Genomic DNA, 17634 nt, shown 5'->3' on the forward strand with positions numbered 1-17634 from the left:
CGGATCCCCTGCGGAGAAAGTCCCCTTCAGCTCACTACCCCCGGTATCCGCCCCTCCCCCGACAGAGGGGCGAACGCCTTATTCGTCGGCCAGCGGCTCGGCCTGGACCCGCTTCAGCGCCGGTGTGCAGACCGACGCGCCGAGCAGGGCCACCCCGACCCCGAGCACGACCGGCGCCAGCAGCCACGGGCTGAGCACGATGCCGCGCGCGTCGACCATGCTGTAGAGCCCAACGCCGACGAGTACCCCGACGATTCCCGCGCCGATCGTGGCGACCAGCGCCGGCAGCGCAGCCTCCATCCGCAACGCCCTGGCCAGCACCCGCACCGGCGTGCCCGCGGCCATCAGCGCGCCGAACGTGCGGCGGCGGTCCATCACCGAGCCCGCGGTCGCGACCGCGGCGCTGCAGCCGGCCAGGACGCCCGCCGCGATCAGCCCGATCACGGTGACCCGGCGCAGGTCGCCGAGCTCGGTCTGCTGGTTGTACAGGTACTGGTCGCGGCTGCCGATCTCCGCGCCCGCCGCCGGGCCGGCCAAGGCCGTCCGGACGGTCTCGCGGTTCGCGTCGGTGGTCGGCGCGACGACGGTGTAGTCGGTCAGCTCGAGACCGTCCGGCAGCGCGGCCGGGTCGACGATCAGCGTGTCCGACAGGTCCGCGTCCCGGGGGTGCACGGCTTCCACCCGCGTCCCCGACTTCGCGGCCACCGCCGTCCCCTCCCAGTTCGTGGCGAACTTGTACTGGGCCAGGTCGATCGCCGAGTCGCCGAACACGGCCGGGCCGCCCGCGCAGTTCTCCGGGGTGAGCCCGTAGCGGGTCAGCTTGACGGCGTCGGCGCAGGTCATCACCAGCGCGCGGTGGCCGTACCGGTTGGGGGCCTGGCCCTTGACGAGGTAGACCTCGCCGACCGCGACCGCCTGCTCGTTCTGGCCGTACTTCCGCAGGGCGGCGTTGGCCTGGTCGACGATCGTGCCCGCGTGCCGGCCGTCGGTGTCGACGTAAAGCACGGAGTCGGCGTAGGACCGCCCGCCGCCGGCCATCGATTCGAACGTCGGCAGCAGCGTCAGCGCCATCGACCCGGCGAACACCGCCAGCACGATCCCGGCGGAGGCCCGGTAGGCACCCTTCGGGTCGTCACGCAGGCGGCGGCCGGCGAGCAGCGCGGACGGGCGCCGCCAGATCCGGACGAACGTGCCGCCGACCGCCGACGTCACCCACGGCCCGACGATCGCGGCCGAGCCGACCAGGAAGAACAGGCCCGCCATGACCAGCCCGATACCGCCGGTCTCCTGCACCGTCGTCACGGCGATGAGGAAGAACGCCCCGGCCGCGGGCAGGGCCAGCAGCCGCCACCAGTGCAGCGGCTTCTTCGTGTGCCCCCCGGTGGCGAACAGCGGGTTCTTCAGCACCCGGCGCAGGCCGAGGACGCCGGCGAGCACCACGAGCACCGGGATGGCCAGGACGATGAACACCGTCAGGCCGACCGGCAGCGCGAAGTCGGACGCCAGCCAGGTGCCGCCGGCCCACGGCACGAACGACGCGAGGCCGTGCAGCGCCGGGCTGATCAGCAGCCCGAACAGCGCGCCGATGCCCGCGGACAACGTCGTCTCGGCGGCCACCATGTTCGTGACCTGCCCCGGCGTCGCCCCGGCCAGCCGGATCGCGGCCAGCCGCCGTTCCCGCCGGGCCGCGGTCAGCCGCGCCGACGACGCGACCAGCACCAGGCTCGGCACCAGCAGCACGATGATCCCGACCCAGGACAGCAGCATGAGCAGCGCGTCCGGGCTCGCCTTCCCGCTCGGGAACCCCGCCACCTGGGACACGTTCTCCGGCATCGCGTCCGGCGCGTGCCCGGTCAGCGCGACCAGCTGCTCCGGGAACCGGAGGCCGTCTTCGCCGAGCGAGCCGACGGGCTTGCCGAACCGGTCGCCGAGCTGGGCGGCCGGGTTGGCCTGCAGGAGCCGGCCGAGCGCGGGGGACACGACGGTCTCGCCGGGGCCGGGCAGCTGCGGCACGCCCGGCGGCAGCTTGACCGACCCGGCCGTCGCGCCGGGCGCCAGCGCGACGTCGACGCGGACGATCTGCTTGCCGTCGAAGTAGTCCTTCGACGCGTTGAAGAGCAGGTTGACCGGGCCGTCGGAGCCGTGGCTGTAGAACTGCTCGCCCTGCCAGAGGGCGCGCTGTTCGCGGTTCTGCGTGGCGAACGGCAGCGTCGCCAGCAGCAGCACCAGCCCGGTCGCGACGGCCACCCCGATCGCGGTGAGGATCGCCGACGTCCGGGTCCGCCGGTCGACCTTCAGCACCCGCAGGGCGATCTGGAGGGAGTTCACGCGGCCAGCCTCGCCGCGATCAGGCCGTCCCGGATGGCGACGGTCTTGGGCATCGACTCGGCCAGCTCGCGGTCGTGGGTCACCACGATCACCGCGGCCCCGGTCTCGTGGGCGGCGCCGAGCAGGGCGTCCATCGTGTCGCGGCCGGTGCGCGTGTCGAGCGCGCCGGTCGGCTCGTCGGCGAAGATGACCTTCGGCCGGTGGGTCAGCGCCCGGGCGATCGCGACGCGCTGGGCCTCGCCGCCGGACAGCTCGCCGGGACGGCGGCGCTCCTTGCCGGCCAGGCCGAGCCGGGACAGCCAGACGCGGCCGGCGTCGATGGCCTCCTTGCGCCCGAGCCCGGCCAGCAGCGACGGCAGCGCGACGTTCTCTTCGGCCGACAGCTCGGCCACCAGCATCCCCGACTGGAAGACGAACCCGAACTCGGTGCGGCGCAGTTCGCTGCGCTTCTTCTCGCCGAGGTGGTCGATCCGCTGCCCGGCCAGGAAGATCTGCCCGTCGTCGGCCCGGAGGATGCCGGCCAGGACGTGCAGCAGCGACGTCTTGCCCGAGCCGGACGGCCCGACGATGGCGACGGCGTCCCGCGGCTGGATGTCGATGTCGATGCCGGCCAGGGCGTGCTGGTTGCCGTAGCGCTTCACCAGCCCGCGGCCGGAGAGCACCGGGCCGTTCGTCGCGTGTGGAGTGTTCGGGTCCACGAGGTTTCTCCCTGTCGGTCGGATCTTGATGCCGACGAGCCTCGCCGAAACCACGGGGTGTCCACTTCGGGCAGACGGCCAGTGACTGCCCGGGCCACCTCGGCCGATCGGCCGAGGGAGGGCGGGCCACTCGGCCAAGGTGCGGGCACCGGGGAATCACGTAACGTCACGTTGTGCCCGCCGCGCCCCTGCCGAAAACGCTGTACACCCGCGCCGCCGCCCTGGTGCGGCGCATCGGCGTGCCCTCCGCCGTGCTGTACGCCGCGCTGCTGTTCGACGTCGTCTTCACGACGCAGGCGGCGCTCGACGAGCACGGCCCGCGCTTCGTCGACTTCGGCCTGCTGCCGGGCATCTTCGCGATGGCGGCGTGCGGCGTCTGGGCCCAGAAGCGGGCCGCCGTCGCGGGGGTGGCCGGTGGCGGGGTGCTGATCTTCTCCACCCTCTTCCTGCACGCGTTCCACATCCCGCCGTACTCCAGCGTGCTGCCGAAGGTGACGATCACCGAGGTCGTGGCCGGGGTGCTGATGGTCTACTACGTGGCCCGCCGGGCCCGGGCGGGCGTGGCGTTCTGCGTGGTCGGCTTCCTGGTCGTCGCGGGGCTCATCGCCGTCTTCGGCCGGTACGCCGGGGTCGGCGACATCGACAGCGGCACGGGCACCCAGGCGCTGCTGTTCGGCCTGCTGCTGCTCGTCGGGGCCCTGGTGCCGGCCATCGCGACCCGGGACCGCCGGCCGCAGGCCGATCCGCGGGTGCGGCGGCTGAACCGGGTCAACGAGCTGGCGATGGGGCAGTGGCCGCTGATGGGGCTGCTGGCGTTCGCGCTGCTGTTCGAGTTCGGCTACACGTATTCGAGCAACGCCCGCGGGTTCCCGATCCTGTTCTGTTCGCTGGTCGCGGCCGTCATCGCGGTGCTCTCGCCGCGACGGCCCGCCGACGCGCTGCTCGGCCTCGCCGGGATCATGCTCGTCTCCGCGGTCGTCACGCCGTTCCTGAACCTGCGGACCTACGACTACCAGATGCCCGGCGGGGTGCCGGCCGTGCAGGTGATCGCCGGCATGGGCGTGGTGGTGAACCTGACCCGCGCCCAGGGGCTGAGCCGGTCCTGGCCGCGGATCGCCGTGCTGTCGAGCGTGGTGGCGCTCGCCGCGATCCTCAACTCCTACCGGTCCCGGGGCCTGCAGACCGACCCGGAAACCCTGACGCTGCTGGCGTTCGCCGCGGCGCTGATGCTGGGCATCTCGATCGCCGTCGGCCTGATGCTGCGCTCGCGGGACGCCCAGCGCACCCAGGCCGTGCAGACGGCGGTGAGCGACGCGCAGACGGCCGAGCGGATGGCGCTGGCCCGCGAGCTCCACGACGTCGTCGCCCACCACGTCACCGGGATCGTCGTGCAGGCGCAGGCCGCGCGGATGATGGCCGAAAAGAAGCCCGAGATCGCGGTCGAAGCGATGGCCAGGATCGAAAACGCGGGTGTCGAGGCGCTCGCGGCGATGCGGCGGCTGGTTCGCTCGATGCGCGGCGACGCACCCGCCGGGATGAGCGAGTTCAGCGAGCAGGCCACCACCGATCTCGGCGCGGACCTGCGGAAGCTCGTCGAAACCGCGAACCACGGCGTGCCGACGTCGATGCACCTCGACGTGCCGCCGGACCTGCCGCACGAGGTCGGCCGCTCGGCGCTGCGGCTGGTCCAGGAGTCGCTGACGAACGTCGGCAAACACGCTTCGGGCGCGACCGAGGCCTTCGTCGTCGCCGAGGTGCAGGGAGATCAGCTGCACCTGAGGGTGACGGACAACGGGCGCGAGACGGCGCACCGGCCGGCCGGCGGCTCGGGCGGCTACGGTCTGGTCGGCATGCGCGAACGCGTCGCGCTGCTCAAGGGCCGGTTGTCGGCCGGGCGGGACTCCGGTGGCGGCTGGCGCGTCGAAGCTTGGCTGCCGCTGGCGGCCGGAGAAGACACGGAAGGGGACGAGTGATCCGGGTACTGATCGCGGACGACCAGGAGATGGTGCGGATGGGTTTCCGCATGATCCTGGACGCGCAGGACGACATCGAGGTCGTCGCCGACGTCGCGGACGGCGTCTCGGCGGTCTCGAAGGCCCGCGAGCTGCGCCCGGACGTCTGCCTGCTCGACATCCGCATGCCCGGCCTCGACGGCCTGGAGGTCACCCGGCAGCTGGCCGGCCCGGACGTGGCGGACCCGCTGAAGGTGGTCGTGGTCACCACGTTCGACCTCGACGAGTACGTCCACACGGCGCTGCGCAACGGCGCGTCCGGGTTCCTGCTGAAGGACGCGGGCCCGGCGCTGCTGATCGAGGCGGTCCGCGCGGCCGACCGCGGTGACGCGCTCGTGTCGCCGCAGATCACCGTGCGGCTGCTCAAGCACTTCAACGGCGGCGCGGTGAAGCCGCAGGCCGCCTCGCCGTCCGAGCCGCTGACGCCGCGGGAGCTGGACGTGCTGAAGGCCGTCGCGCGCGGGCTGACCAACACCGAGATCGGCGCGGAGCTGTTCATGTCGCTGTCGACGGTGAAGACGCACCTGGCGTCGGTGCAGAGCAAGATCGGCGCACGGAACCGGGTGGAGAGCGCGGCGTGGGCGTGGCGGAGCGGAGTCGTTTCGTGATTCCGGGTGCGTAGTATCCAGAGATGCAACGCCGTTTCCACGCCCCTGTCGTTCTCCCCGCCGACCCGTCCTGTTCGCTTCTCCGTGACGCGGTCGTCGACGTCGACGCCGATGGGCGCATTTCGTACTGCGGACCGGCGGCCACCGCCCCCGAATCCGCCGCACCGGTCACCACCCTGACCGGCATCCTGCTGCCCGGCCTGGTCAATACGCACGCGCACAGCCCGATGACGCTGCTGCGCGGCATGGGCGGCGACCTGCCGCTGCTGCCCTGGCTCAACGAGATCATCTGGCCGGCCGAGGCGAAGCTGCGCCCGGAGGACGTCCGCACCGGCATGCTGCTCGGCTCGGTCGAGATGCTGCGCCACGGCGTCACGACCAGCGCCGAGATGTACTTCGAAGGCGAGCAGCTGGTCGACGCGGTCCTCACCACGGGCGGCCGGGTGCTGGTGGCGCCCCCGGTGATGGAGCTGCCGGGCCTGGATTGGAAGGCCCAGCTGGCGGCGATCGAGCGCTGGATCGACACGGACGGCCTCCGCTTCGGCCACGGAGACCGCATCGAGCTCGGCTACGGCCCGCACTCGGCGTACATGCTGTCTTCCGACGGCTTGCGCGCGACGGCGGAGTCGGCTGCTTCGCGGGGCGCGTTGGTCCAGATCCACGTCGCCGAGGCGGCGGCGGAGGACACCGCGGTCCGCGCTTCCCATGGTTCGGTGCCGGCTTTGCTTCGTGAGCTGGGCATGCTCGACGGCCGGGTGCTGGCGGCGCACTCGATCCACCTGTCGGATTCGGACATCGCCCTGTACGCGGCCCACGGCGTCGGCATGGCCCACTGCCCGGGCTCGAACGCGAAGCTGGCGTCGGGCATCGCGCGAATCGCGGACCTGCGTGCGGCGGGGGTTTCGGTCGGTCTCGGCACCGACGGCCCGGCGTCCAACGACGACCTCGACCTGTGGGAAGAACTGCAGCTCGCGGCCATGTTCGCCCGCCTGGCGACGGGCGATTCGACGGTGCTGACGGCGGCGGACGTCTTCCTGCTGGCCACCCGGGGTGGGGCGGCCGCGCTGGGGCGGTCGGACATCGGTGCGTTGGAGCCGGGGCGGTGGGCCGACCTGGTGCACATCGATTTGGACGACCCGGCGTTCGCGTGCGGGCTGGACGTGCCGGACGCGCAGCTGCTGTCGAACCTCGTGTGGGCGGCGGGGTCGCGGCGGGTGCGGGACGTGTGGGTCGCGGGCGAGCAGGTCGTCGCCGACGGTGAGTCGACGAAGGTGGACCGGGCGAAGGTGCAGGCCGGCGTGGCCGAGACCGCCGCGCGGCTGCGGGCCTAACGCGGGCGGAGGATGATCTCCGTCGGGTGGGCGTCCGGGGTGGCTGACACCGCCGTCAGCACCGCGGTGGCCACCGAGTCCGCCGTCAGCAGGTGGGACGTGTCGTACTCGCGGCCTTCGCCCGCGAAGATCGCCTGCTGCATCTCCGTGTCCGTGCGGCCCGGGTAGACCGACGTCACGCGGATGTCGCGCTCCTCCTCGCGGAGGGCGTCGGCGAAGGCGCGGGCCGCGAACTTGCTCGCCGCGTACGGGGACCAGCCCGGGCGGGCGTTGAGGCCGGCTCCGGAGTTGATCACCACCACGTGGCCGCGGGCCGTGCGCAGGGCCGGGAGCAGCAGGCGGGTCAGCTCGACCACCGCCAGGGTGTTGACCTCGAAGTTCTCGCGCCACGCCGACGCCGACGCGTCCTCGATGCGGCCCAGGCGCGCGACGCCCGCCGAGTGGACCAGGACGTCCAGGGACGCGATGTCCGCGACCGCCGCCGCGAGGGAGGCCGGGTCCGTCAGTTCCACCGGCCACGGCTTCGCGTCCGGGAGCTCCTTCGCCAGCGCGGCGAGCGCGTCGGCGTCCCGGCCGCCGAGGAGGACCCGGTGGGTCGGGGCCAGCTGGTGGGCGATCGCCGCGCCGATTCCGCGGGAGGCGCCGGTCACCAGGGCCAGGGGAAGATCCGTCATGACCTCACCGTAGCGGCGAACCCGGCGTCCACCGTGCGGTCTTCGCGCTTTCCGGCGCCGAGGGTGCGGGGGTCCGTGCAGCCGGACGCCGGGTCGACGTCGGAGTCGCGGGTGTCGTCGCCCGCGTCCTTGGCCGCCGGGTGGTGGCCGTCCGCGGTGAAGCACACCTGGTACGTGCCGTCCTCCAGGCCGTCGAAGCCGTACGAGCCGTCGGGGGCGGTGACCACGTTCGCGACTTCCTTGCCGCTCGCGTCCTTCAGCACCACCTGGACACTCGCGAGGCCCGGCTCACCCGCGTCCTGCAGGCCGTTGCCGTCGGTGTCGGCCCAGGCGAAGTCGCCGATCCGGTTCGTCGGGGACAGCAGCCCGAGGTCCGCCGCGAAGTCCTCGTGGGACGGGCCGCCCACGGTGCGCGGCGCGGTGCAGCCGTCCGGGTCGGCGTCCGAATCGCGCTCTTCGCTGCCGGCGTCGCGGCGGGTCACGGTGAAGTCCGCCGGGACCGCGAAGCAGACCTGGTACGTGCCGTCCTTCAGCTTCTCGAAGCCGTACTTGCCCTGGTCGTCGGTCGTCGCGGTGCCGACCGTGCCGCCGGCGCCGTCCTTCAGCGTCACCTTGACCCCGGCGACGCCGGGTTCGTCCGGGTCCTGCAGGCCGTCGCGGTTGCGGTCGGCCCAGACGAAGTCGCCGATCTTCGCGATGGCCGGGGGCGGGAGCACGGTGATCGTCGCCGACGCCGTCTTGTCGCCGAGCGTGCCGCCCGCGTGGTGCACGCCGGTCACCTTCGCCGTGTTGACGTGCCCGCTGTCGGCCACCGTGAGGTCCGCGTGGTCGCAGGTCACCTGCCGGTTCGCGCCCGCGGCCAGCGCGAACGGCTCGAACGACCCGGGGCACCACGGGTCCTGCACGGTGATCCCGGTGAGGTCCTGGGTGCCCTCGTTGGTCACGGTGATGCGGTAGTGCGCGGTCTCGCCCGCGGTCACCGTCGCGAACGACGCCCACGCGCCGGTCGCCGGGTTCTGCACTTCCTTCTTCACCGAGTAGGCCGCGAGCTGGAGGTCGACGCAGTCCCAGTACAGCCGGTCGAGGGTGGTCGTGGCGAAGAACTTCACCGCGGTCGCCTTCGGGGGCGCCGTCGCCGCCGGGAAGTTCTGCCGCACCAGGGTGTCGTCGCCGACGTAGTGGTCGGCGACCAGTTTGGTCTCCTGCACCTGCGTGCCGGTGGCGTCGAAGAACCGCAGGCCGGTGCCGGGTTCGTACCGCGGCGCGCGCGAAGCGGTCCAGACGCTGAGCGTGTAGACGCCGCCCGGGACGAACCGTTCGGTCTGGTAGGCGGTGCTGGTCTTGCCGTCCGGCGTCTGGATAGCCGCCGACCGCTGCCCGTCGACGGCGTACTGCTGCTCCGTCGCCAGCTTCGGCACCTTCGCGGCCGGCGTGCCGGGCGGGACCGGGGCGGCGGGGGCGAACACGTACCCGTCCGGGGCGCCGTTGCGGGCCGCGAGCTCGACGCTCGGGTTCGCCGCGAGCCCGCCGCAGACCGGCGGCGCGTCCTCGGCGACGGACGCGGACGCGGGCACGACCGCCGCGGCGATCGCCACCACCGCGACCGCCGCCGTGCGCCCCGAGAAGATCACCTCTCGACTATGGCGCGCGGACCGGGCCCGCACCGGCCGAAGACCGTCCACTTAAGAGTGAACCTCGGCGGGTGCGGGCCGGTGCGTCAGCGTTCGCCGATGCGGCCAGGCAGCCCGAAGCGGCCCTTCTTCCACACCGAGACGATGGCCGGCCGCGGCTGCGCGGTGCCGCCGTCCGGCCAGTGTGACGTCGGGTTCGCCGAGCTCGCCGCGTTCTCACCCGGGTGCTGGACGGCGACGAGCACCAGGTTGTCGGTCACGACCGGGCCGCAGGTCTCGGCGCCGACCGGCACCGACAGGAACTGCTTGACGTGGCCGCGCTCCGGGCCGGTGACCGGCACCGAGAACAGGCCGTCGTTCGCGCCGAGCGCGTTGCCGTCGGTGGAGATCCACAGGTTGCCGTGCCGGTCGAAGGCCACGTTGTCCGGGCAGGAGATCGGGCTGACCTGGTCCTTCGGGAACCCGCCGAAGTAGGTGTCCGCCGCCTTCGGGTCGCCGCAGACCAGCAGCAGCCGCCAGGCGAACTTCGTCGACGCCGCGTCGCCGCGGTCCTCTTCCCACTCCAGGACGTGGCCGTTCTTGTTGCCGTTGCGCGGGTTGACCTCGTCGACGCCGGCCTTGCCCGCCGCGCCGCGGTCGCTGTTGTTGGTCAGCGCCGCGTAGACCCGGCCGTTGACCGGGTTCGGCTCGATGTCCTCCGGCCGGTCCATCTTCGTGGCGGCCACCTTGTCCGCGGCCTGGCGGGTGAAGACGTAGACCTCTTCGGCGGTGAAGCCGTCCACAAAGGACTTGTTGCCGGCGGCCAGCGGGATCCACTCGCCGCGGCCGTCGAACTCGCCGTCGGCCGGAAGCTTGCCCGTGCCGTCGATCTCCGCGGCCGGGCTGTCGCCGGTGAAGCGGCCGACGTACAGCGTGCCCTCGTCGAGCAGCGCCGAGTTGTGCCGCCGCGCGTGGGCGCTGTGGCCCGGCTTGTACTTGCCCTTGGAGACGAACTTGTAGATGTACTCGAAGCGGCTGTCGTCGCCGGAGTAGACGGCGACCCGGCCGTCCGCGGTGATCTTGATGTTCGCGGCCTCGTGCTTGAAGCGGCCGAGCGCGGTGTGCTTGACCGGCGTCGAGTTCGGGTCGTTCGGGTCGATCTCGACGACCCAGCCGAACCGGTTCGGCTCGTTGGGCTCCTGCACGACGTCCCAGCGCTTGTCGAAGCGCTCCCACTTGCGGGTGCTCGTCCCGGTGCCGACGGTGTAGCGCTTGAGCCGCGCCGCCGCGACCGGGTCGGTGACCTGGTCGGAGTTGGCGAAGTACTGGTCGAAGTTCTCCTCGCCGGAGAGCACCGTGCCCCACGGCGTCACGCCGCCGGAGCAGTTGTTCTGCGTGCCGCGGACCTTGCGGCCGGTCGGGTCGGCCGACGTCTTGAGGAACTTCGAGCCGGCGGCCGGGCCGCGGACCTCGAAGATCGTGTCGAGGGTGATCCGGCGGCCGTAGCGGCTCGGGACGACCTCCAGACCGCCGTGGATCGGGTCGCGGCGGGCCTGCAGCACCGAAAGGCCGTGCGCCGCCCAGGCGATCTTCGCCTGCTCCTCGGTCGGGTTGGCCGGGTCGTACTGGTCGGCCGGGAACATGTGGACCTCGGTCGTGTACTCGTGGTTGACCACGAGCAGGTTCGACAGGCCCAGCGGGTCCTGCGGGATCAGGCCGACGAAGTCGTTGTTGTACCCGAACTGCTTGGCCTGCGCGGCCGCGGTCTGCTTGGTGAAGTCGAACTTCGGCGCGCCCGCGACGACCGGGTCGCCCCAGCGGACGACGACGCGCTGGGCGTACCCGTCGGGGATGCTGACCGCGTCGAGCTTGTTCGGCGGGACCGGCGTGAAGTCGGTGCCCGGGACCGGACGCGGCCGGGGCTGCGGCTTCCGGAGCGGCGAGGCCGCCGCCGTCCCGGACAGGGCGGCGAACCCGCCCGCGGCGGCGGCCATCACGGCACCGGCCTTGAACACCCGGCGGCGCGAGATGTCCTTGACGACGTCGCCGAAGTACTCGTTCCCGGATTCGTTGGCCTCCGGGTGGGCGCAGGCGTTGCCGCAGCGGTACTCACAGGTGACCGGGGAACGGCCGCCGGGGTGGACGGGCAGCAGGGGAAGCAGGCGGTCGGGCACGAGGCCTCCATGGTGGGAGTTCGGGAACGAACCGACCGTAAGCTTCCCAAACCAGCCATTCACGACATACAGGTGAACGGCGGGTGTATTGCTGCTCCGTACGGGTGTGACTCAGAACTCTTCGCCGACGAGGACCGCTTCCTTCGGCAGCGTGTGCGGGTCCGCCTTCTTCTCCCGCAGCGAGAGCAACGCCCCCGCGACGACGCACAGCACGGCCGAGGCGACGAACGGCGCCTGCGGCGAGCCGAACCACTCGGCGACGTGCCCGACGAGCGTCGCGGCGACCGCGCCACCCAGCCAGCGGCAGAAGTTGTAGCCCGCGCTGGCGACCGGGCGCGGCGCGTCGCTGATCGACATCGCGGTGCCGGTGAACAGCGTGTTCAGCAGGCCCGACACCAGCCCGGAGACGACGATCCCGGCGACCAGCACCGGCTTGCTCGGCACGGCGAGGACCAGCATCAGCACGGCGTACCCGAAGACGGCGGCCGCGGCGGCGTGCCGCTCGCCGAGCCGGGCGGCCAGCCGCGGCGCGAGGGCGACTCCGGCGACGGCGACGCACAGGCCCCAGCCGCAGAAGACCAGGCCGACGGCGATCGCGCTCCAGCCGAGGACGAACGGCGACCAGGCCAGCACGGCGAAGAACGCGGCCGTGTACAGCGCCGAGGCGACCGAGGTGCGCAGCAGGCCGGTGTGCTTGAGCGCGCGCAGCGGGTCGAGCAGCTTGATCGGCGACCGCTGCTCGTGCTTGTCGCTCTTGAGGAACACCGCGCACAGCACGAGCGCGCCGGCCATCAGGATCGCGGTGCCGAGGAACGGGCCGCGCCACGAGATGCTGCCGAGCAGCGCGCCCAGCAGCGGGCCGACCGACAGGCCGACGCCGAGGGCGGCTTCGTAGAGCAGGATCGCGCCGGACTGGCCGCCGGTCGCGGCGCCGACGATCACCGACAGCGCGGTCGCGATGAAGAACGCGTTGCCCAGGCCCCAGACCGCGCGCAGCCCGACGAGCTGCTCGATCGACCCGGCGGCCGCGCACAGGGCGGTGGCCGCGACGATCAGCGTCAGCCCGACGAGCACCGTGCGCTTGGCGCCGAAGCGGGCGCTCGCCGCGCCGGTGACCAGCATCGCGACGACCTGGACGCCGAGGTAGGACGAGAAGAGCAGGGTGACCTGGGACGGCGTCGCGTCCAGGCCCTTGGCGATGGACAGCAGGATCGGGTCGACCAGGCCGATCCCCATGAAGGCGATGACCGCGGCGAACGCGGTGATCCACACCTGCTTCGGCTGGCCCTTGACCGCGTCCAGCAGGCTCGAGTGGTGTTCAGCGCTCATCGCTGATCAGTTCCTCCTTCTCGGTGTCGACGAGCAATTTGGCGAGAGCGGGCAGGGCGGCATCGATCGCTGCGCGGTCGGTTTCGTCCATCGCGATGAGCCGCTCGCGGAGGAACTCCTCGCGAGCCGTCACCAGTTCGGCGTAAAAGCGCAGGCCCTCGTCGGTGACTTCGACCAGCACCGCGCGGCCGTCGGCGGGGTCCGGGCGGCGGGTCGCGAGGCCGAGCCGTTCGAGCCGGCCGACGACGTCGGTCATCGACGGCAGCCGCACCCCTTCGAACTCGGCCAGCGCGGACATCCGCCGCGGACCGCCGTTGACCAGCTCACTCAGCACCGAACCCTGGGTGAGGGTCAGCGTCAGCTGCGGGGTCTGGCGGCGGACCTGGTGGTAGAGCCGGAAGACCAGCGGCCGCAGCCGGTGGGCGAGATCGGTGATCGCGGAAGTCACTTAGCTAGGCTAACAAAAAATTAGTAAGGGTGGCTAAGTAAGTCCGCTCACAGGTTAGGCTCGGGCCATGGACGCGGTGATCTTCGACCTCGACGGCGTACTGGTGGACTCCGAGCGGATCTGGGACGAGGTGCGGCGCGCGGTCGTCGCCGAGCACGGCGGCACCTGGCGCGAGGAGGCGACCCGGGCGCAGCAGGGGATGAGCACCCCGGAATGGGCCCGCTACCTGGTGGAGGAGCTGGGCGCGCGGACCACCCCGGCCGAGATCGCCACGCTGGTGGTCAAGCGGATGGCGGCCCGGTACGCCGCGGAACCGCCGCTGATCCCGGGCGCGGTGGACGTCGTCCGGCAGGTGTCGGCGCGGTGGCCGGTGGCGATCGCGAGCTCGTCGCCGGTGATCCTGATCAAGGGGTTCCTGGACGTGACCGGCCTGCCGGTCGGGGCGGCGGTGTCGTCCGAGCAGGTCGGGGCGGGCAAACCCGCGCCGGACGTCTACCTGCGGGCGGCCGAGCTCCTGGGCGTGGCCCCGGAGGACTGCGCGGCCGTCGAGGACACGACGAACGGGCTGCGGTCCGCCCTGGCGGCGAAGATGGCGGTGTACGCGGTGCCGAACCCGCACTTCCCGCCGGATCCCGAGGTATTGGGGCAGGCCACGGCCGTGGTGGAGAAGATCACCGGCTTGCCGGGAGCGCTTGGGTTGGGTTGACCTCGAAGCGGACCGGCGGCGACCCGGGCTGCACGTCGGCGAGGAACACGTGGTCGCGGCCCAGGGTGCCGACCTCCTTGGCCGGGCTCAGGTCGCCGGCCGCGCTGTAGAGGCGCAGCACCCGCACCGTCGGGTCGACGAGGAGGACCGCCTTGCCCGCCGGCAGCGGGCCGCCGTCCTTGCCCACGTACCCGGCCCGGACGACCCCGTCCGACCGCGGGACGCACGACGGCGACTCGATGCCGAACTGCGAGCCGGGGCCGCCGTGGGTGGTGCCCTTGAGGAACGTCTCGACGCAGAACCACGGCTGCCCCGCCGGGCCGGCCGGGTTGACCGCGTACGACGTCCAGGCGTTCGTCTGGCCCGCGAAGTCGGTGAGCGCCACCGGCTCGTCCCCGCCGACCAGGTTCTCCGGCGAGATCACGGGCTCGGCGAGCACCAGCTCCTGCCCCGGCTGCGTCGCGGGCTGCGGCGGCGGAGGCTGGGCCGTATTCACCTGGGTGGCCAGCAGCACGCTGGTCAGCACGACCAGGACGGCGGCCAGCGGAGCCACCCAGACGGCGGCCCGGCGGCGGCGCGACGGCCGCCGCTGCCGGCGCTGCTGTTCCAGCCAGGCGGACTCGAGGTCGGGCGAGACCTCCCGGGCCTGTTCGCGCAGTGCTTCGGCCAGCTTGCGTTCGAGGTCGGTCATCGCTCACCTCCCAGGTCGTCCCCCAGGTGCTTGCGCAGGTTCTCCATCGCGTGGTGCGTCGTCGCCTTGACCGTGCCCGGCGAGATGCCCAGCGTTTCCGCGATGGCCGCCGTGCTCAGGTCCAGCCAGTACCGCAGCACGAGGACCTCGCGCTGCCGCCGGGACAGCCGCGTCAGCACCGCCCGCAGCTGCTGGTGCTCCCAGTTGGCGACTGCCCGGACCTCGGCCGACAGCTCGTCCGGCGGCCGCTCCTGCGGGGTCCGCCGGACGACGCGCAGGTGCCGGGTCCGCGACCGCGACATGTTCACCACGGTCGTGCGGAGGTAGCCCGCCACGCGCGTGTGGTCGGTCAGGGTGTCCCAGCGCTGGTGGAGCTTGACGAACGCCTCCTGCGCGACGTTCTCCGCGTCGTCCGCGCCGAGCAGGTGGGCCAGCCGGGTCATCTGCCCGAAGTACTCGCGGAACAGGTCGTGGAAGGTCGGCGCGCCCAGGTCCCCCGGCACGCTCTCGCCCACACTCGCACTCACACCCCGCCAACGCCTGCCCCGCCCCACCGGTTTAGTGCAACACGCGAAGAAGGCCGCCACCAGCGGTGACGGCCTCCTCCGACGACAGTTCCTACCGCTCGACCTCGCCGCGGATGAACTTCTCGACGGCGTCGCGGGCGGTCGCGTCGTCGTACTGCTCCGGCGGCGACTTCATGAAGTAGGACGACGCCGACAGGATCGGGCCGCCGATGCCGCGGTCGAGCGCGATCTTCGCGGCGCGCACGGCGTCGATGATGATGCCCGCCGAGTTCGGCGAGTCCCACACCTCGAGCTTGTACTCCAGGTTCAGCGGCACGTCGCCGAACGCGCGGCCCTCGAGCCGGACGTAGGCCCATTTGCGGTCGTCGAGCCACTGCACGTAGTCCGACGGTCCGATGTGGACGTTGCCCTTGCCCAGCTCGCGGTCGACCTGCGAGGTGACGGACTGGGTCTTGGAGATCTTCTTGGACTCGAGCCGCTCGAGCTCCTTCATGTTCAGGAAGTCCATGTTCCCGCCCACGTTGAGCTGCATCGTCCGGTCGAGCTGGACGCCGCGGTCCTCGAACAGCTTCGCCAGCACGCGGTGCGTGATGGTGGCCCCGACCTGGGACTTGATGTCGTCACCGACGATCGGGACGCCGGCGTCGGTGAACTTCTGCGCCCACTCGGGGTCGGAGGCGATGAACACCGGCAACGCGTTGACGAAGGCCACGCCGGCGTCGATCGCGGCCTGGGCGTAGAACTTGTCGGCCACCTCGGAGCCCACCGGCAGGTACGACACGAGCACGTCGGCCTGCGCCTCGCGCAGCGCGGCGACGACGTCGACCGGGGTCTCGTCGGACTCCTCGATCGTCTCGCGGTAGAAGCGGCCGAGCCCGTCGTGGGTGTGGCCGCGCTGGACGGTGACGCCGAGCGGCGGCACGTCGGCGATCTTGATGGTGTTGTTCTCGGAGGCGAAGATCGCCTCGGACAGGTCGCGGCTGACCTTCTTGGCGTCCACGTCGAACGCGGCTACGAACTCGATGTCGCGGACGTGGTAGCCGCCGAAGTCGACGTGCATCAGACCGGGGACGCGGGTGGCCGGATCCGCGTCGCGGTAGTACTGGACACCCTGGACCAGCGACGCCGCACAGTTGCCGACGCCCACGATGGCCACCCGTACGCGGCGGTTCTCGCCCATGGGGGTTTCTCCTTCAATCCGTGTCTGTTCAGTAGGTCTGGTGCCGCGACGCTGCGGCCCGGGCCGGGCGGCTCAGGTCTCCGGACCCTGCCGTTCGGCTTGTTCGTGCGCGATCAGCTCGTTGAGCCAGCGCACCTCCCGCTCGCTGGTCTCCAGCCCCAGCCGGTGCAGCTCGCGGGTGTAGCGATCGATCTTCTCCTCGGCCCTGGCCAGCGCCGCCCGCATGCCCTCACGGCGTTCCTCGACGCGGCGGCGGCGGCCCTCGAGGATCCGCATCCGCACGTCGGCCGGGGTCCGCGAGAAGAAGGCCAGGTGGACGCCGAAGCCTTCGTCGTCCCAGGTCTGCGGCCCGGCGTCGCCGAGCAGCTCACCGAAGCGCTCCTTGCCCTCCGCGGTGAGCTTGTAGACCCGGCGCCCGCGCCGCGACCACGCCCGGTCGTCGGCCTCGTCCAGCTCCTCGACCAGGTACCCGGCCCGCAACAGCTTCCGCAGGGTCGGGTACAGCGAGCCGTACGAGAACGTCCGGAACGTGCCGAGCGTCTCGTGCAGCCGCTTGCGCAGCACGTACCCGTGCATGGGCGCTTCGTGCAGAAGACCGAGGATCGCGAACTCCAGCACACCGCACCCCCTTTCGGGAACAAACCGAGACCACCCGCGTTGCTCCGAACGAGCGCCTCGATCCAACCTACTCAGCCACTATATCGCGCCGATACATCGAAGTGGCGAAGCTAACCTCTCCTCGCTACCCATCAGGGTCGAAATTCACCGGAGAGTTATCGAACGTCCGGCGTGTCCGCCCCGGTCCCGGGCTTGCGGGCGCTAGGGGGCGTGGACGACACAGGAAGAGCCCGTACTCTGTCCTCGTGATTAACCAGCGGCAGGTCGTGGACTACGCGCTGCAGCGCCGTGCGCTGCTGGCCGAAGTCCGCTCCGGGCGCGTCGGCAGCCACGAGGCCTGCGACGCGAGCCCGTACCTGCTGCGAGCGGCGAAGTTCCACGGCCGGGACGGCGACCAGCCCTGCCCGATCTGCCGCCAGGAGCCGCTGACCCTGGTGTCCTGGGTGTACGGCGACGAGCTCAAGCACGTGGCGGGCTCGGCCAGGACACCGGAAGAGCTGGCCCGGATGGCGGGCTCGTTCGCCGAGTTCACCGTGTACGACGTCGAAGTGTGCCGGGCGTGCCACTGGAACCACTTGGTCCGGTCATACGTCCTGGGCACAGGGGAACCGGCGGGTCCGCGAAGGACCGCGGGCCGGTGAGCCACCGTACGACCATCGCAACACGCAGGTCAGACCCCCTGTGGGGACTGATCCGGGAG

The 17634-nt window shown here is 72.0% G+C and carries 16 protein-coding genes; 5 read left to right on the plus strand and 11 right to left on the minus strand.

Going from position 1 to position 17634, the window contains the following annotated elements; translation table 11 throughout:
- Window positions 1-78: 78 nt before the first annotated feature.
- Together ACWEF6_RS18080 and ACWEF6_RS18085 are read right to left on the minus strand one after the other, a co-directional pair.
- Window positions 79-2328, minus strand: coding sequence for an FtsX-like permease family protein (locus tag ACWEF6_RS18080; RefSeq protein ID WP_449683977.1), 2250 nt, complete (start codon window positions 2326-2328; stop codon window positions 79-81).
- Complete coding sequence (locus ACWEF6_RS18085) at window positions 2325-3026, minus strand: ABC transporter ATP-binding protein (RefSeq protein WP_310968426.1); 702 nt, start codon at window positions 3024-3026, stop codon at window positions 2325-2327. Before ACWEF6_RS18085 ends, ACWEF6_RS18080 begins: the two co-directional genes overlap by 4 nt.
- Window positions 3027-3199: 173 nt before the next feature.
- Between ACWEF6_RS18085 and ACWEF6_RS18090 the strand changes: the two genes are divergently transcribed.
- The 3 genes from ACWEF6_RS18090 to ACWEF6_RS18100 are packed head-to-tail and all read left to right on the plus strand — an operon-like array spanning window position 3200 to window position 6977.
- Entirely contained in the window at window positions 3200-4999 is a 1800-nt protein-coding gene (locus ACWEF6_RS18090; protein ID WP_449683978.1) for a sensor histidine kinase, read from the plus strand.
- Window positions 4996-5646: a response regulator gene (locus ACWEF6_RS18095; protein ID WP_191313514.1), complete on the plus strand. Its 651-nt coding sequence runs from the start codon at window positions 4996-4998 to the stop codon at window positions 5644-5646. The genes ACWEF6_RS18090 and ACWEF6_RS18095 overlap by 4 nt, the downstream gene beginning before the upstream one ends.
- A 23-nt stretch (window positions 5647-5669) precedes the next feature.
- Complete coding sequence (locus tag ACWEF6_RS18100; RefSeq protein WP_449683979.1) at window positions 5670-6977, plus strand: amidohydrolase family protein; 1308 nt, start codon at window positions 5670-5672, stop codon at window positions 6975-6977.
- On the opposite strand, the gene ACWEF6_RS18105 is transcribed toward ACWEF6_RS18100, so the two are convergent.
- From ACWEF6_RS18105 to ACWEF6_RS18125, 5 genes are all read right to left on the minus strand, one after another.
- Window positions 6974-7651 carry an SDR family oxidoreductase gene (locus ACWEF6_RS18105; RefSeq protein ID WP_449683980.1) on the minus strand — a complete coding sequence of 226 codons (678 nt, stop codon included), beginning with the start codon at window positions 7649-7651 and terminating at the stop codon, window positions 6974-6976. The two genes, ACWEF6_RS18100 and ACWEF6_RS18105, sit on opposite strands and share 4 nt — an antisense overlap.
- Window positions 7648-9282 (minus strand): DUF7850 domain-containing protein, encoded by a 1635-nt coding sequence (locus ACWEF6_RS18110; RefSeq protein WP_449683981.1) that lies wholly within the window; start codon window positions 9280-9282, stop codon window positions 7648-7650. Before ACWEF6_RS18110 ends, ACWEF6_RS18105 begins: the two co-directional genes overlap by 4 nt.
- Before the next feature lie 86 nt (window positions 9283-9368).
- A complete protein-coding gene (locus tag ACWEF6_RS18115) occupies window positions 9369-11435 on the minus strand; it encodes a PhoX family protein (protein WP_449683982.1) in 2067 nt (688 codons plus the stop codon).
- A gap of 111 nt (window positions 11436-11546) precedes the next feature.
- Entirely contained in the window at window positions 11547-12764 is a 1218-nt protein-coding gene (locus ACWEF6_RS18120; RefSeq protein ID WP_449683983.1) for an MFS transporter, read from the minus strand.
- Window positions 12754-13212 carry a MarR family winged helix-turn-helix transcriptional regulator gene (locus tag ACWEF6_RS18125; RefSeq protein ID WP_449683984.1) on the minus strand — a complete coding sequence of 153 codons (459 nt, stop codon included), beginning with the start codon at window positions 13210-13212 and terminating at the stop codon, window positions 12754-12756. The genes ACWEF6_RS18120 and ACWEF6_RS18125 overlap by 11 nt, the downstream gene beginning before the upstream one ends.
- Before the next feature lie 67 nt (window positions 13213-13279).
- Between ACWEF6_RS18125 and ACWEF6_RS18130 the strand changes: the two genes are divergently transcribed.
- Entirely contained in the window at window positions 13280-13918 is a 639-nt protein-coding gene (locus ACWEF6_RS18130; protein ID WP_449683985.1) for an HAD family hydrolase, read from the plus strand.
- Here the strand turns inward: ACWEF6_RS18130 and ACWEF6_RS18135 are convergent.
- The 4 genes from ACWEF6_RS18135 to ACWEF6_RS18150 form a co-directional block, all read right to left on the minus strand.
- Window positions 13884-14609, minus strand: a complete 726-nt coding sequence (locus ACWEF6_RS18135; protein ID WP_449683986.1) for a hypothetical protein — start codon at window positions 14607-14609, stop codon at window positions 13884-13886. The two genes, ACWEF6_RS18130 and ACWEF6_RS18135, sit on opposite strands and share 35 nt — an antisense overlap.
- Window positions 14606-15136, minus strand: coding sequence for an RNA polymerase sigma factor (locus ACWEF6_RS18140; RefSeq protein WP_449683987.1), 531 nt, complete (start codon window positions 15134-15136; stop codon window positions 14606-14608). The genes ACWEF6_RS18135 and ACWEF6_RS18140 overlap by 4 nt, the downstream gene beginning before the upstream one ends.
- 91 nt (window positions 15137-15227) lie before the next feature.
- Window positions 15228-16316, minus strand: a complete 1089-nt coding sequence (locus tag ACWEF6_RS18145; protein ID WP_310968415.1) for an inositol-3-phosphate synthase — start codon at window positions 16314-16316, stop codon at window positions 15228-15230.
- 72 nt (window positions 16317-16388) lie between these two features.
- Window positions 16389-16934, minus strand: a complete 546-nt coding sequence (locus ACWEF6_RS18150) for a PadR family transcriptional regulator (RefSeq protein WP_086679623.1) — start codon at window positions 16932-16934, stop codon at window positions 16389-16391.
- Window positions 16935-17179: 245 nt separating this feature from the next.
- Between ACWEF6_RS18150 and ACWEF6_RS18155 the strand changes: the two genes are divergently transcribed.
- Complete coding sequence (locus ACWEF6_RS18155) at window positions 17180-17575, plus strand: DUF5318 domain-containing protein (protein ID WP_310968414.1); 396 nt, start codon at window positions 17180-17182, stop codon at window positions 17573-17575.
- The last annotated feature ends 59 nt before the right edge of the window (window positions 17576-17634 follow it).

The sequence above is a fragment of the Amycolatopsis sp. NPDC004772 genome, assembly GCF_053601215.1.